This is a genomic window from Agromyces sp. CCNWLW203 (assembly GCF_036576125.1).
Classification (GTDB): Bacteria; Actinomycetota; Actinomycetes; order Actinomycetales; family Microbacteriaceae; genus Agromyces.
The window spans coordinates 91,547-105,821 of record NZ_JAZHYX010000009.1 but is presented as its reverse complement, the minus strand read 5'-3'; the positions used below and the strand labels follow the sequence as shown (position 1 = coordinate 105,821).

General features: G+C 70.5%; 17 protein-coding genes. 8 read left to right on the top strand and 9 right to left on the bottom strand.

The genetic code is table 11. From position 1 onward, the window contains the following. Positions 1 to 75: 75 nt before the first annotated feature. A complete protein-coding gene (locus VPH61_RS18280; RefSeq protein ID WP_332064945.1) occupies positions 76 to 1,116 on the bottom strand; it encodes a 4-hydroxy-3-methylbut-2-enyl diphosphate reductase in 1,041 nt (346 codons plus the stop codon). Between the two features lie 88 nt (positions 1,117 to 1,204). On the opposite strand from VPH61_RS18280, the gene xseA reads away from it, so the two are divergent. From xseA to VPH61_RS18255, 5 genes are all read left to right on the top strand, one after another. Then, positions 1,205 to 2,506 (top strand): exodeoxyribonuclease VII large subunit, encoded by a 1,302-nt coding sequence (gene xseA, locus VPH61_RS18275; protein WP_332064944.1) that lies wholly within the window; start codon positions 1,205 to 1,207, stop codon positions 2,504 to 2,506. A gap of 1 nt (position 2,507) precedes the next feature. Then, complete coding sequence (locus VPH61_RS18270) at positions 2,508 to 2,756, top strand: exodeoxyribonuclease VII small subunit (RefSeq protein ID WP_332064943.1); 249 nt, start codon at positions 2,508 to 2,510, stop codon at positions 2,754 to 2,756. Beyond that, positions 2,756 to 3,397, top strand: a complete 642-nt coding sequence (locus VPH61_RS18265; RefSeq protein WP_332064942.1) for a DUF4245 domain-containing protein — start codon at positions 2,756 to 2,758, stop codon at positions 3,395 to 3,397. The genes VPH61_RS18270 and VPH61_RS18265 overlap by 1 nt, the downstream gene beginning before the upstream one ends. Before the next feature lie 11 nt (positions 3,398 to 3,408). After that, positions 3,409 to 4,065, top strand: coding sequence for a carbonic anhydrase (locus VPH61_RS18260; protein ID WP_332064941.1), 657 nt, complete (start codon positions 3,409 to 3,411; stop codon positions 4,063 to 4,065). A gap of 80 nt (positions 4,066 to 4,145) precedes the next feature. Then, the gene (locus tag VPH61_RS18255) at positions 4,146 to 5,561 is read left to right on the top strand and encodes a class II fumarate hydratase (protein ID WP_442879128.1); all 1,416 of its coding nucleotides are present in this window, start codon (positions 4,146 to 4,148) and stop codon (positions 5,559 to 5,561) included. A 75-nt stretch (positions 5,562 to 5,636) separates the two neighbouring features. On the opposite strand, the gene VPH61_RS18250 is transcribed toward VPH61_RS18255, so the two are convergent. The 4 genes from VPH61_RS18250 to VPH61_RS18235 all read right to left on the bottom strand — a co-directional run bounded on the left by VPH61_RS18250 (position 5,637) and on the right by VPH61_RS18235 (position 8,087). Beyond that, positions 5,637 to 6,287, bottom strand: coding sequence for an HAD family hydrolase (locus tag VPH61_RS18250; RefSeq protein WP_332064940.1), 651 nt, complete (start codon positions 6,285 to 6,287; stop codon positions 5,637 to 5,639). 48 nt (positions 6,288 to 6,335) lie between these two features. Then, positions 6,336 to 6,548 (bottom strand): KTSC domain-containing protein, encoded by a 213-nt coding sequence (locus tag VPH61_RS18245; RefSeq protein WP_332064939.1) that lies wholly within the window; start codon positions 6,546 to 6,548, stop codon positions 6,336 to 6,338. A 73-nt stretch (positions 6,549 to 6,621) separates the two neighbouring features. Further along, on the bottom strand, positions 6,622 to 7,740 hold the full coding sequence (locus VPH61_RS18240) for a hypothetical protein (protein WP_332064938.1): 1,119 nt from the start codon (positions 7,738 to 7,740) through the stop codon (positions 6,622 to 6,624). Continuing rightward, positions 7,737 to 8,087, bottom strand: coding sequence for a PadR family transcriptional regulator (locus VPH61_RS18235; RefSeq protein WP_332064937.1), 351 nt, complete (start codon positions 8,085 to 8,087; stop codon positions 7,737 to 7,739). Before VPH61_RS18235 ends, VPH61_RS18240 begins: the two co-directional genes overlap by 4 nt. 95 nt (positions 8,088 to 8,182) lie before the next feature. Between VPH61_RS18235 and VPH61_RS18230 the strand changes: the two genes are divergently transcribed. Beyond that, positions 8,183 to 8,809, top strand: a complete 627-nt coding sequence (locus VPH61_RS18230) for an MSMEG_1061 family FMN-dependent PPOX-type flavoprotein (protein WP_332064936.1) — start codon at positions 8,183 to 8,185, stop codon at positions 8,807 to 8,809. Between the two features lie 114 nt (positions 8,810 to 8,923). On the opposite strand, the gene VPH61_RS18225 is transcribed toward VPH61_RS18230, so the two are convergent. The 3 genes from VPH61_RS18225 to VPH61_RS18215 form a co-directional block, all read right to left on the bottom strand. Further along, positions 8,924 to 10,282 carry a PhoH family protein gene (locus VPH61_RS18225; RefSeq protein ID WP_332064935.1) on the bottom strand — a complete coding sequence of 453 codons (1,359 nt, stop codon included), beginning with the start codon at positions 10,280 to 10,282 and terminating at the stop codon, positions 8,924 to 8,926. A gap of 200 nt (positions 10,283 to 10,482) precedes the next feature. Continuing rightward, positions 10,483 to 11,601 (bottom strand): aminotransferase class V-fold PLP-dependent enzyme, encoded by a 1,119-nt coding sequence (locus VPH61_RS18220; protein ID WP_332064934.1) that lies wholly within the window; start codon positions 11,599 to 11,601, stop codon positions 10,483 to 10,485. Between the two features lie 82 nt (positions 11,602 to 11,683). Beyond that, positions 11,684 to 12,469, bottom strand: coding sequence for an isoprenyl transferase (locus VPH61_RS18215; protein WP_332064933.1), 786 nt, complete (start codon positions 12,467 to 12,469; stop codon positions 11,684 to 11,686). 73 nt (positions 12,470 to 12,542) lie between these two features. Here VPH61_RS18215 and trhA point away from each other — a divergent pair, with 73 nt between their 5' ends. Beyond that, positions 12,543 to 13,346 (top strand): PAQR family membrane homeostasis protein TrhA, encoded by an 804-nt coding sequence (gene trhA, locus VPH61_RS18210; protein ID WP_332064932.1) that lies wholly within the window; start codon positions 12,543 to 12,545, stop codon positions 13,344 to 13,346. Between the two features lie 63 nt (positions 13,347 to 13,409). On the opposite strand, the gene VPH61_RS18205 is transcribed toward trhA, so the two are convergent. After that, complete coding sequence (locus VPH61_RS18205; RefSeq protein WP_332064931.1) at positions 13,410 to 13,721, bottom strand: hypothetical protein; 312 nt, start codon at positions 13,719 to 13,721, stop codon at positions 13,410 to 13,412. A 97-nt stretch (positions 13,722 to 13,818) separates the two neighbouring features. Between VPH61_RS18205 and VPH61_RS18200 the strand changes: the two genes are divergently transcribed. Then, complete coding sequence (locus VPH61_RS18200) at positions 13,819 to 14,229, top strand: DUF4307 domain-containing protein (RefSeq protein WP_332064930.1); 411 nt, start codon at positions 13,819 to 13,821, stop codon at positions 14,227 to 14,229. Positions 14,230 to 14,275: the final 46 nt, after the last annotated feature.

Sequence of the window (14,275 nt, the reverse complement as noted above, 5' to 3'; positions counted from 1 at the left end):
AGCCGCGGCATCCGCTCGCCCGTGTCGCGCGGCGTGAACGGCGGATGCCACGCGGCATCCGCTCGTCGGGTCTGATCAGCGCTGCGCGCGACCTCGGCCGCCGAGCGCGCGCTCGTCGGTCTTGCCCTGCAGGTCTTTGCGCAGCTCCTTCGGCAGCGAGAACATGAGGTCCTCCTCGGCCGTCTTCACTTCGGCGACCGAACCGTAGCCCGCGTCGGACAGGGCGTCGAGCAGCTCCTTCACGAGCTCTTCGGGTACGGATGCCCCGCTCGTCACGCCGACCGTTTCGACACCGTCGAGCCACTCCTGCTTGACCTCGCTCGCGTAGTCGACCCGGTAGGCGGCTTTCGCGCCGTACTCGAGTGCGACCTCGACGAGGCGAACGCTGTTGGAGCTGTTGGCCGATCCCACGACGATCACGAGGTCGGCGTCTTGAGCGACCTTCTTGATCGCGACCTGGCGGTTCTGGGTGGCGTAGCAGATGTCGTCGGAGGGCGGGTCTTGAAGGTTCGGGAACCGCTCGCGCAGGCGGCGCACGGTCTCCATCGTCTCATCGACCGAGAGCGTCGTCTGCGAGAGCCAGACGACCTTGTCGGGGTCTTGCACGACGATGTTGTCGACGTCGTCGGGGCTGTTGACGATCGTCACGTGGTCGGGCGCCTCGCCCGCCGTGCCCTCGACCTCTTCGTGGCCCTCATGGCCGATCAGCAGGATCTCGAAGTCGTCGCGCGCGAAGCGCACGGCCTCGCGGTGCACCTTGGTCACGAGCGGGCACGTCGCGTCGATCGCGTGGAGGCCCCGGTCGGCGGCGGCGTTCACGACGGCCGGCGAGACGCCGTGCGCGCTGAAGACGATGTGGGCGCCCTCGGGCACCTCGTCGACCTCTTCGACGAAGATCGCGCCCTGCGCCTCGAGCTCGGTGACGACGTGGATGTTGTGCACGATCTGCTTGCGCACGTACACCGGGGCGCCGTAGTGCTCGAGCGCCTTCTCGACCGCGATGACGGCGCGGTCGACGCCCGCGCAGTAGCCGCGCGGGGCCGCGAGGAGCACCCGCTTCTGTCCGGGGACCGGGTTATCCTTGAGCCGGCCGCGCACGCCCGGAACTCGGGGCATGCCAAGGCCGATTCGCGGGGATTCCGTAGTGCTCGTCACGGTTCCCATCCTACGCGGCGGAAGCTGGGCGAGCGGCTTGAGAGGCCTCATGACGGATGCACCGGCGACACGCGATGCTCCGTGGCCGGTCGCGCTCCTCTCGGGCAAGCTGAAGCAGTACATCGATCGCCTCGGCACGGTGTGGGTCGAGGGCGAGATCACCCAGTGGGGGGTCTCGGGCGGCAACGTCTACGGCAAGCTCAAAGACCTCGACGCCGACGCGACCCTCTCCTTCCAGGTGTGGTCGTCGGTGCGCGCGCGCTTCGACGAGCAGTTCAAGCAGGGCGACCGGGTCATCGCCCTCGTCAAGCCCAACTGGTGGGTCAAGGGCGGCTCGCTCTCGATGCAGGTCTTCGAACTGAAGCACGTCGGGCTCGGCGACCTGCTCGAGCGGCTCGAGCGCCTTCGCGCCCAGCTCGCGGCCGAGGGGCTCTTCGACGCCGGTCGCAAGCGACGACTGCCGTTCCTGCCGGGGGTCGTGGGCCTCATCACGGGCAAAGACAGCGACGCCGAGAAAGACGTGCTGCGAAACGCCAGGCTGCGCTGGCCCGCCGTCGAGTTCCGGGTCGTGCACGCCGCCGTGCAGGGCGATCGCACCGTCTCGGAGGTCGTCGCGGCGATCGAGCGGCTCGACGCCGACCCGCAGGTCGAGGTCATCATCGTCGCCCGGGGCGGCGGCGACTTCCAGAACCTGCTCGGGTTCAGCGACGAGCGCGTCGTGCGGGCGGCTGCAGCGGCCTCCACTCCGATCGTCTCGGCGATCGGGCACGAGGCCGACCGGCCGCTCCTCGACGAGGTCGCCGACCTGCGTGCCTCGACCCCGACCGATGCCGCGAAGCGCGTCGTGCCCGATGTCAACGAGGAGCTCGTGCGCGTCGAGCAGGCCCGCGCCCGGCTCGGCATGCGGCTGCAGGCGATCCTCTCCCGCGAGATCGATCGCATCGGCCACCTGCGGTCGCGCCCCGCGCTGGCCGAGACCTCGTGGATCGTCGACCGCCGCGCCGAAGACCTGACCCGATGGGTGGCGCGCGGCGCCGAACTCGTCGAGCGCACGATCGACCGCCAGACCCACCGTGTCGCCGAGCTGCGGGGGCACCTGCGGGCGCTGTCGCCGCAGGCCACGCTCGACCGCGGCTACGCGATCGTGCAGGGCGCCGACGGACACGTGGTGCGGGGTCCGGCGGCGGCGCCCGACGGTGCCGAAGTGACCGTGACGCTCGCCGAGGGGGCGTTCGCAGCGGTCTCCCGCGGCGCCGTTCCATCAGTGCACGACCTCGTTGCCGAACCCGGGCCCGAGCCTGGGCCCGAGGCGATCGCGGCACGGGGCGGGGCTGTCGGCCCCGCCGAATAGAATGGACCTCATGCCCTCCCCCACCGATGTCTCCGAGCTGAGCTACGAGCAGGCGCGCGACGAACTCGTGCAGGTCGTCGGCGAGCTCGAGCAGGGTTCGGCGACGCTCGAGCAGTCGCTCGCGCTGTGGGAGCGCGGCGAGGCCCTCGCCGCACGTTGCGAGGAATGGCTCATCGGCGCCAAGGCGCGCCTCGAGGCCGCCCGCGCGGGCTCGTCGCGCGCGGCCTCCGACGACAGCGGCGACCGCTGATGGCGCAGCGCGCACCCCGGGTCGTCGCCGAACTCGGCCGGCCCGAGACCCCCGAGGAGACGGCGGCCCGCAAGGCCGAGAACTCCCTGAAGCATCGCCAGCGCCAGACGCTGCGCAACCTCCTGCTCGCGCTCGGCGCGAGCCTCGCGATCATGCTCGTCATCGTGCTGCTCGTGCCGCGCAGCGACACCCCCATCGAGCGCGACGTCGACGTGGCATCCCTCGCCGAGCAGGCGCAGGCCGCGAGCGTCGACCCGCTCGCCGTGCCCGAGCTGCCAGAGGGCTGGCGCGCCAACGCCGCCGAGCTCCGCGTCAGCCAGGCCGACGAGGTGACCGCCTGGTACGTGGGCTACCTCACGCCGGGCGACGAGTTCATCGGGCTCTACCAGGGCCTCGACGCGAACCCCACGTGGGTCGCCGGGCTGCTGGCCCGCACCCTCGCCGTGGGCACCACCACGATCGACGGCGTCGAGTGGACGGTCTACGACAACCGCGAGTCACCAGAAGACGTCGGCAACGCCCGCTACGGTCTCACCACCGAAGCCGGCGGCAGCACGTTCGTGCTGCTCGGCACCGCGACACCCGAAGAATTCGAGACGCTCGCGTCGGCGCTCACGCCGACGATCGAGGCGCAGGACTGAAAGGGCACCACGTGACCACGAAGCCGAAAGAACTCCCGCAGACTCCGGCCGAGACCTGGCGCGAGCTCCGCAGCGGCAACGCCCGCTTCGTCGCGGGCAAGCCGCTCCACCCCCGCCAAGACGTCGACCGCCGTGCCTCGCTCGCGCACTCGCAGCGACCACTCGTCGCGATCTTCGGATGCAGCGACTCGCGCCTCGCGGCCGAGATCATCTTCGACGTGGGCCTCGGCGACGCGTTCGTGGTGCGCAATGCCGGTCAGGTCGTGACCCCGTCGGCGCTCGGCTCGCTCGAGTACGCGGTCGGCCTCCTGCACGTGCCGCTCGTCATCGTGCTGGCGCACGACGAGTGCGGCGCGGTGCGCGCCGCCATCGATTCCGAAGCCTCCGACGCGGCCCCGCTGCCGGTGCACATCGCCGGCCTCGTCGAGAAGATCGTGCCCGCCGTGCGCAAGGTCGCCGGAGGCGCCGCAGACGAACCGGTCGACCCGGCGCACGTCGACACCGGCTTCGTCGGCCGCGAGCACCTGCGCAACACCGTGACCGAGCTCGTCGCCTCCTCCGAGATGATCAGCGACGCGATCGCAGCGGGTACGCTGGCTATCGTCGGAGCGAACTACCGACTCTTCGAGGGTCGCGTCGAGACCGACATCGTCGTCGGCTCGGTCTGATCGGTTCGGGCTGACGCTCCAGCCGACCGAACGAGCGGCAAGGCCGGGACATCCGGCACGCACATCGAAGGGAACACACCGTGGTGGACAACGCCGCCGACTATCGCATCGAGCACGACACGATGGGCGAGGTGCGGGTCCCCGCATCGGCGCTCTACCGGGCGCAGACGCAGCGCGCCGTCGAGAACTTCCCGATCTCGGGCGCAGGTCTCGAGCCGCAGCAGATCCAGGCGCTCGCACGCATCAAGAAGGCCGCCGCGCAGGCGAACGCGCAGCTCGGCGTGCTCGACCCCGCGATCGCGAAGGCGATCGAAGACGCGGCCGACGAGGTCATCGCGGGCGTTCACAGCTATACCGAGCACTTCCCGGTCGACGTCTACCAGACCGGCTCTGGCACCTCCTCGAACATGAACATGAACGAGGTGCTCGCCACCATCGCGACGGCGAAGCTCGGCAGCGCGGTGCACCCCAACGACCACGTGAACGCCTCGCAGTCGTCGAACGACGTCTTCCCGACCTCGGTCCACATCGCCGTGACGGCGGCGCTCATCGACGAGCTCATCCCGTCGCTCGATCACCTCGCGGTCGCCCTCGAGGCGAAGGCCGTCGAATGGGCCGGCGTCGTCAAGGCCGGCCGCACGCACCTCATGGACGCCACGCCCGTCACCCTCGGCCAGGAGTTCGGCGGCTACGCCCGCCAGATCCGCCTCGGCATCGAGCGCGTTCGCACGGCACTCCCCCGCGTCGCCGAGGTTCCGCTCGGCGGCACCGCCGTCGGCACCGGCATCAACACGCCGGCCGGCTTCCCGCAGCTCGTCATCTCGCTCCTGCAGTCCGAGACGGAACTGCCGGTCACCGAGGCCGCCGACCATTTCGAGGCCCAGGCCAACCGCGACGGGCTCGTCGACGCCTCGGGCGCGCTGCGCACGATCGCCGTGAGCCTCACGAAGATCTCGAACGACCTCCGCTGGATGGGCTCCGGCCCGAACACCGGGCTCGGGGAGCTCCGCATCCCCGACCTGCAGCCGGGCTCCTCGATCATGCCGGGCAAGGTCAACCCCGTCGTCCCCGAGGCCGTGCTCATGGTGTGCGCACGGGTCATCGGCAACGACGCGACCATCGCGTGGGCCGGTGCATCCGGTGCGTTCGAACTCAACGTGCAGATCCCGGTCATGGGCACCGCCCTCCTCGAGTCGATCCGACTGCTCTCGAACTCGGTGCGCGTGCTCGCCGACAAGACGATCGACGGCCTCGAGGCCGACGTCGAGCGCGCGACCGCCCTCGCGGGCATGTCGCCCTCGATCGTGACCCCGCTCAACAAGCTCATCGGCTACGAGGCGGCCGCGAAGATCGCGAAGCACTCGGTCGCCAAGGGCATCACCGTGCGCGAGGCCGTCATCGATCTCGGTTACGTCGAGCGCGGCGACCTCACGATCGAGCAGCTCGACACGGCGCTCGACCTGCTGTCGATGACGCGTCCGCCGCAGGCGAAGTAGTCGCCCGGCACCTCAACCGAACCGAAGCGCCCTGCCGATCCGGCGGGGCGCTTCGTCGTCGCCGAGGTCGAAGCGTCAGACGGATGCCGCGTGCACGTCGTGGCCCGCGAGGAAACCGAGGATGTCGTCCGCCGCGTCGGCGAGCGTACGGAAATGGCGATGGGCGCCCCCGACCGGCAACTCGCCGTTGACGCTCCAGGCCGTCATGCCGGCGGCGAGCCCTGCGGCGACGCCCGACGGGGCGTCCTCGATGACGAGGCAGTCGCGAGGGTCGACGCCAAGGCGATGTGCTGCGAGCAGGTAGGGGTCGGGAGACGGCTTGCCTGCGCGGGTCGCCAGGTTGTCGACGATGACGCCGGGCAACGGCAGCCCGAGCCTCCGGAAGCGCACCGACACCCGTCGTTCGGCGTTCGACGTGACGAGCGCCCAGGTGTTCGGCTCGAGCGCCGAGAGGAGCAGCGCCGCTCCGTCGATGCCGGTGAGCGGCCCGTGCTCGGCCTCCACGTTCTCGAGCTGGTCGAACACGGCGACGAGCGGAAGCGGGTCTCGCCCCGGGAGCAGCTCGCTCACGGTGTCGACCGGTCGGGTGCGCAGCGCCGTCTCGTACACGAGCGACGGGTCGAGGTCGAATCGTTCGGCCCACTCGTGCCAGATGCGCCGCTGCCCGGCCAAGGCGTCGATGAGGGTGCCGTCCACGTCGAAGAGCACCGCACGCCTGATCGCCATGCGATCAGCCTCGCAGCCTTCGAGCACTCCGCGAAATCGGAGCACCGTTCAGGTGAGACGGCGGAACCGGTGCCGCTTCACCCGGTCGCCGACGACCTGCCACGGATGCGGCTGGGCGGCGAGCAATTCGTCGTGGAGTTCAGGCTCGACCTCGAAGTACTCGTACAGCGACCCCGACTCGAACTGCACCGTGAGCACACGTCGCTCACGATCGTAGGAGACCGCTCGGAGCGCGTCCGACGAGACAGGACGAAGGGCCATGCCCTCAGCGAAGCACTCGCCCCCCGCGTGCGGAACCCCTTGCGCGTGGCGCACGACCCCGGCAGGGCACGCCTCAGCGGGTCGCCGGAGACGCGGCGGCGACGGATGCCGGTGGCAGCACGCGCAGCGCGACGATGAGGCCGGCGCCGGTCGCCACGACCGTCAGCAGCAACCCGCTGAGCGCGCTGTCGCCGCCGCCCACAGCGAACGCGTCGGCGACCGACATCCCCATCGAGAATCCGGCGACCCACTGCGTGAAGCCGATGGCGGCGACGGCCACCAGCGTCGCCCGGGCGATACGACGGGCGTCGAGGCGGCGCAGGATGCCGCGGTTGCCGAAGATCGCGGTCGCGAGGAAGAGCAGCCCGAGCGGCCCCCACGTCGCGCCCCAGACGACGGCCCAGGCCACGGCTGCACCGGCGGGTTCGCCCCGGTCCGCCATCTGGGCGTAGAGCTCCGGCAGGGCGAGTCCCGGCACCTTCGACAGCGGGTTCCAGACGAGGATGTGCACGACGGCGAACGCGGCGCCGCCGAGCACGACGAGCGCACCGATGAGCGCCGTCGCACGCGTGCCGAGGCGTGCGGGCAGACCGGGCCAGGTGCGTCGACGTTCGGGATCGGTGTCGGCCGGCAGCGCCCAGGTGAACACGAGGGTAACGACGCCGGCGACCATGCCGCCGAGCATCATCATCGGCATCACGGTGAAGGCGAGCGCTGCGAGCACCGGTACGGAGAGGAGGAGAATGCCGAGGCTCACCGTCCACCGGAGGGCGGCCCTGCGCTGCGCGAGCAGTCCGTGCAAGGCAGCGGCGAGCCAGATCAGCCCGACGCCCCCGACGAGCGCGACGACGGCGAGCACGATCGAGCGCGCTTGGCCGAACGCGCCGCCGTCGAGGAACGGACTCGTGAACATGCTCCCGAGGGCCAGGGTGGCCGCGGCGGCGATCCAGGCGGCCGACCAGCGCAAGCGCCTGCCGGCGAGCGAGCCCTGCGAGAGTCCGAACGCCTCGGGCGAGCGCGGGGTGCGCAGCACCACGCCGAACGCGCCGGCGACGAGCTGCGAGGTCGGCACGCCCGCGGCCGGCGCATCCCGTAGGTCGGCCGACCACTCCTCGCGATAGCGCTCGCGCCGGGCGTCGGGCAGCAGCCGCACGGCCATGGCCAGCGCGCCGCGCGTGATGCGCCCGCTCATGCGGCTCCTCCAGCAGCGGCGGGTACGACCGGCATGACCCGCACGCTCGCGCCCGATGCCCCGGCCGCGGCGCGGGCCGCTCGAGCGGCGATCGTCTGCCGGGCCGCCGCCGCGCCGCCCTCGCTCAGGGTGTAGTACCGGCGTCGCGGCCCGGGCCGCGCGGCATCCTGCTCCCACTCGCTCTCGAGCCAGCCCGCTCGCTCGAGTCGTTCGAGGATCGGGTAGACACTGCCGGCCGGCCGGCCCGACGCCTTCACGAGGGCGAGCCCCCAGCTCGGGCCGGGTGCATCGAGCAACGACTGCAGCACGTCGACCGTGGCGTCGGTGATGCGACTGAGGGGTTCCATGCTCGAACTCTAGCTATATAGAGATAGCCGAGGCAACGCACCCGTTCCCGGCTCCCCGCTCCGACCGCCACGAAGCACGGGCGTAGGTTGGAGCCATGGACCACGGAGGCACCACCGTCACGACCGTCGCCGAACTCGAGGAGATCATCGGCCACCCGCTGCCTGCCGCTCGCGACAAGTCGCGCGCTCGACTGCACGAACTCGACCGGCAGTGGCTCGCGGCATCCCCACTCTGCTTCGTGTCGACCGCGGATGCCGCCGGCAACGCCGACGTCTCCCCCAAGGGCGACCCCGCGGGCATCGCGCTCGTGCTGGACGACACGACGATCGCGATTCCCGAGCGGCCGGGCAACCGCCGTGCCGACGGCTTCCACAACGTGCTCGAGAACCCGCACGTCGGCCTGCTCTTCGTCATTCCGGGCCGCGGCGACACCCTGCGTATCAACGGCCGCGGCCGAATCCTCCGCGATGCGCCGTACGCCGATCGCCTGCAGGTGCGCGGGCACGAACCGGCCCTCGTGCTCGAGGTCGCGATCGAGGAGATCTTCTCGCACTGCTCGAAGGCGTTCCTGCGGTCGCAGACGTGGAAGCCCGAGAGCTGGAACCCCGAGGCAGCGCCCCGCCGCGCGGTCATCGCGCAGACCCTCGAGCGCCCGAACGAATCGGTCGAGGCGCTCGACGCGTACTACGGGCCCGCGTACGACGCGAAGCTCTACGGCTGATCTCTCGGGCCCCAGTTGCTCGAAACCCGCGCTGCGGTGTCGCCGGGAGGAGATCGGCGTTTCGGGAGGACCGATTCCGCCGAAGGGTCCTCCCGATCCAGCGTTCTCCTCCCGCTACGCCAGCTCGTGCCCGTCGAGCATCTCGGCGACGAGCGCCGCGATCGCCGAGCGCTCCGAGCGGCTGAGCGTGATGTGGGCGAACAGCGGATGCCCCTTCAGCGTCTCGATCACGCTCGCGACGCCGTCGTGGCGACCCACCCGCAGGTTGTCGCGCTGGGCGACGTCGTGCGTGAGCACCACGCGTGAGTTCTGGCCGATGCGGGAGAGCACCGTGAGGAGCACGTTGCGCTCGAGCGACTGCGCCTCGTCGACGATCACGAACGCGTCGTGCAGCGAGCGTCCGCGAATGTGCGTGAGGGGCAGCACCTCGAGGATGCCCCGCTCGACGACCTCCTCGAGCACGTTGTCGGAGACCACCGAGCCGAGCGTGTCGAACACCGCCTGGCCCCAGGGGTTCATCTTCTCGCCCTGGTCGCCCGGCAGGTAACCGAGTTCCTGCCCGCCGACCGCGTACAGCGGGCGGAACACCATGATCTTCTTGTGCTGCTGCCGCTCGAGCACCGCCTCGAGGCCCGCGCAGAGGGCGAGCGCCGACTTGCCCGTGCCGGCCCGGCCGCCGAGCGAGAGGATGCCGATCTCGGGATCGAGCAGCAGGTCGATCGCGAGCCGCTGTTCGGCCGAGCGGCCGTGCAGCCCGAAGACCTCGCGGTCGCCGCGCACGAGCCGCACCTCGCGCTCTCCCACGACACGGCCGAGCGCCGAGCCGCGGTCGGAGTGGATGACGAGCCCCGTGTTGATCGGCTGCCCGAGGTCCGTGGGCATCGTGAGGTGCTCGTGCTCGTAGAGCTTCGCCATGTCGTTCGAGCCGAGGTCGAGCTCGTCCATGCCGTTCCAGCCCGAATCGATCGCGAGCTCGTGCCGGTACTCGGCGGCGTCGAGGCCGATCGAGGCGGCCTTGACGCGCAGTGGCAGGTCCTTCGAGACGACCGTGACGGCGAGCCCGTCGTTGGCGAGGTTGAGCGCGCAGGCGAGGATCCGGGAGTCGTTGTCGGAGAGCCGCAGCCCCGACGGCAGCACGCTCTGGTCGCTGTGGTTCAGCTCGACGCGGAGCGATCCCCCATCGCCGACCGGGATGGGGAAATCGAGGCGCTCGTGCTCGATGCGCAGCTCATCGAGGATGCGCAGCGCCTGACGGGCGAAGTAGCCGATCTCGGGGTCGTTCCGCTTGGCTTCGAGCTCCGTGATCACGACGACGGGCAGCACCACGGCGTGCTCGTCGAAGCGGAACAGGGCCTTCGGATCGGACAGCAGCACCGAGGTGTCGAGCACGTACGTGCGCTCGGATTGCTCTGTCGCGGCGACCGCCGAGACGTCGCGCGCTGCTTCGGTCGACTTGGAGGTAGAGAGTGACACGCCAGCTCCCGCCCCGAGCTTCAGCTCGGCATTCCGGGCCGGCGGCGATCCTCCCACGAGCGGTTCACGAGCCGACTCGATCGGACGACTTGTCCGATGCCACAGACGCTACGACGGTGCCGGCGAATCGGGCTCAGCGACACGCGGCACGACACATGCCGTTCACCTGCGAGCGGATGCCGCGGCGCGCCAGTGCCCGTTCAGTAGCTCGCCGCGGTGCCGTATGAGACGAACGCGGCACGCAGCATGTCGAGCGTCTCGTCCGAGGTCGCGGCGTGCACCGAGAGCCGGATGCGGCCCTGGCGCATCGTCGCCGTGACGCCGTGGTTGTGCAGCGACGCGGTGAGCAGGGTCACCTGCTCGGTCGGGGGTTCGAGCACGACGATGCCGGCGCGCTCGCGCTCGTCGCGCGAGGAGACGACGGCGATCGCGAACTCGTCGGCGAGCTCGATGGTCCGGCTCACCCGCTCGGTCACCGCGGCGTTGATCTCGGCGACGCCGACACCGGCGATCTCCTCGAGGCTCGCCGCGAACCTGGCCTCGGCGAGCGGGTCGGGGTTGGAGATCCGATACGCGCGTGCACCGGCCGCAGGCGGCGGCACCTCGCCCCATGGCTCGTCCTCTTCAGTGCCGGTGAAGCCCGAGAACACCGGAGTGAGCTGGTCGAGCGCGCGCGGCGACAGGGCCATGAACCCCGTGCCCCAGCCGGCGCGGCACCACTTCTGCCCGCCGGTCAGCACGACGTCGGCGACCTCCCAAGGTGCGTCGACGACGCCGAAGCCCTGGATCGCGTCGACGATCAGCAGCCGGTCGCCGATGACCTGCCTGACGCCCTCAATGTCGCAGAGATAGCCCGAGCGCGAGTCGACGAGGCTGACCGCGACGGCGGCGACGTTCGACTCGAGCTGCTCGCGGATCTGGCCAGGCGTCACCTTGCCGTGGTCGGTCTCGAGCCACACGGGCTGCACGGTGTGCAGCGCCTCCTGGGCGCGCACCGCGGCGATGGGCAGGCTCGGGAACTCGTCGGCCGAGAGCAGCACGCCGCCGGTCAACCCGAACATCGCGTGCATGATGCCGGTCGTCGCGTTGGGCTGGAACACGATCTGGTCGGCCGGGAACCCGGTGACCGCCGACGCCGCCGCACGCACGCGAGCGTCTTGCTCGCGGAACTCGTCGAGGCTGCCGTGACGGGCGCGCTGCAGCACCTGGGTGAAGACGAGCGATTCCTCGGCGGCGGCGGTCGAGAGCGGCCCGACCCTGCCGTAGTCGAGGTAGCCGGGTTCCTGGGTGAATCCGGCGGTGAAGTCGTCGATGGTCACGTGGTGGTGCCCCCTTCGTCGAGGCGCAGTTCGAGGCGGAATCGGTCGGCGCGCATAGTCTCGCAGACGAGGGCGGCGCGCGTCATCCGCCGAATCTGCGATGTCGTTTCGTGTAGTCGCGGAGTGCCCGCAGGAAGTCGACCTTGCGGAGGTCGGGGCCGAGCGCCTCGACGAAGTAGAACTCGCTGTGGGCCGACTGCCAGAGCATGAAGTCGCTGAGCCGCTGCTCGCCCGACGTGCGGATGACGAGATCGGGGTCGGGCTGGCCGCCCGTGTAGAGGTGCTGGCCGATGAGGTCGGGCGTCAGCCGTTCGGCGAGGTCGTCGAGGCTGCGGCCTTCGGCGTGATGCTCGGCGACGATGGAGCGCATCGCGTCGGTGATCTCCTTGCGGCCGCCGTAGCCGACGGCGAGGTTGACGTGCAGGCCGTGCTTGTCGGCGGTGCGGTGCTCCGCGGCGTCGAGGGCGGCGACGAGCGGCTCGGGAAGCCCGGCATCCGACCCGACGTGCTGCACCCGCCAGTCGCGGTAGTGCGAGAGCTCTTCGGCGAGCTCGGCGATGATCTCGATGAGGTCGGCGAGCTCGGCCGAGGGGCGGTTGCCGAGGTTGTCGCTCGAGAGCAGGTAGAGCGTGACCGTCTTGATGCCGGCGTCGTCGCACCACTCGAGGAACTCGCGCATCTTCGCCGCGCCCGCTCGGTGGCCGTGCGCCGCGGTGTCGTAGCCGAGCTGCTTCGCCCAGCGGCGGTTGCCGTCGATGATCATCGCGACATGGCGCGGCATGTCCTCGGGGTCGAGTCCGCGCCGAAGCCGGTTCTGGTAGAGGCGGTAGAGGATGCCGCGACCGAGGGGCTGATCGCTCGTCTGCACGGGACTACGCTACCCCTCCGCGGCATCCGACACTCACAGCCGGTCGTGACCGGCGACGTCATACGCTGTGAGCATGACCTCGAAGCGCCGCCGCGCATCACGCGATGCCGTGGACGAACTCTCCCGCCCCGTCGCGGCGGAGGACCCCGGCGATCTCGCCGTCTCGCATGCCGAGCACGGCTCCGACCTGCCGAACATCCCCCTGCTCGACGACTCGCTCGCACACCCCGAAGAGGTCAAGCCGACGTGGCGCGGCTGGATCCACGCGGGCACCTTCCCCGTCACGATCGCGGCGGGCATCGTGCTCATCGTGCTCGCCGAGGGCGCTCCGGCGAAGTGGGCGTCCGCCGTCTTCGTGCTCTCCTCGATGCTGCTCTTCGGCAACTCGGCGCTCTACCACCGCTTCAACTGGAAGCCGAAGACGAAGCTCGTGCTGAAGCGCATCGACCACGCCAACATCTTCCTGCTGATCGCGGGCACGTACACGCCGCTCGCGGTGCTGGCGCTGCCGCCCGACAAGGGCTGGCTGCTGCTCGGCGTCGTCTGGGCCGGGGCGCTCGCGGGCATCGGCTTCCGTGTGTTCTGGATCGGCGCTCCGCGCTGGCTCTATGTGGCGCTCTACCTGCTGCTCGGGTGGGCGGCCGTGATGTACCTCGGCGACCTGCTCGCCGCGAACGCGGCGATGATGGTGCTCGTGATCGTCGGCGGGCTGCTCTACACGGGCGGCGCCATCGTCTACGGGCTCAAGAAGCCGAACCCGTGGCCGGGCGTCTTCGGGTTCCACGAGATCTTCCACACCGCCACGGTGCTCGCCTTCATGTGCCACTGGACGGCGACGCTGCTCATCGCAATCGCGCCCGTCTACCACGTCGGCTGACGCTTGACGCCGGTCGAGTAGCGAGCGAAGCGAGCGTATCGAGACCCGCTCAGCGAGCCGGGTTCAGCGAGCGGATGCCTCGTCGGGCCCGTCGTCGGTCGCACCGGGTTCGACGGGCGGCAGGGCGCCCGAGGCATCCGTCGCCTGACCGTCGGCCTCGGCGATCTCGGCGTCGCGTGCCTCGGCCTCGAGCCGCTCGCGCACCTCGATGCGGTAGTTCGTGCGGCGGATGCGGCGCACCATGTCGAGCACGAGCAGCAGCACCACGATCATGATGAGGAACGTGATGACGAAGCCCCAGACGCCGGGCGTGACCGTGTTGGGGTCGAACTCCTCGTCTTCCGCCAGGAAGGTCAGGGCTGGAACGACGAGCATCGGACTCTCTTTCACGCGTGCACTGGCGGGATTCGGCCCTGGCTGGGCGCGTTAGGCTTGACTCAAGCCTAGACGATCGACCTCGAAGGAGCCTGCGGTGACCGCGCCCCGGAACGACGTGCTCGACGCACGCTACGGGCGCACCCGCACGCACCGCAGTCGCGATCGGCTCCTGCTCATCGGCGGCGCCATCGCCTTCGCGATCGTGCTCGTCGCCTGGGTCGTCTGGGCCGGCCTCGACGGGCAGAAGCCGCAGATCGAGGTCACCGACACGGGGCACCGGCTCATGAACGAGCAGCGGGCCGTCGAGGTCACCTGGACCCTGTCGGTGCCGCCCGGCAACGAGACCGCGTGCGCCGTGCAGGCCTTCAACGAGGACTTCACCGTCGTGGGCTGGAAGATCGTCGAGATCCCGGCCTCCGATCGGCACCTGCGCAGTCTCACCGAGACCGTGCGGGTCGCCCAGGAGGCGAACACGGGTTTGATTTACGGCTGCTGGCTCACCTAACATGGGGGATTCGCTCCGACATCCGTCGGGGCGACACGTCTATACG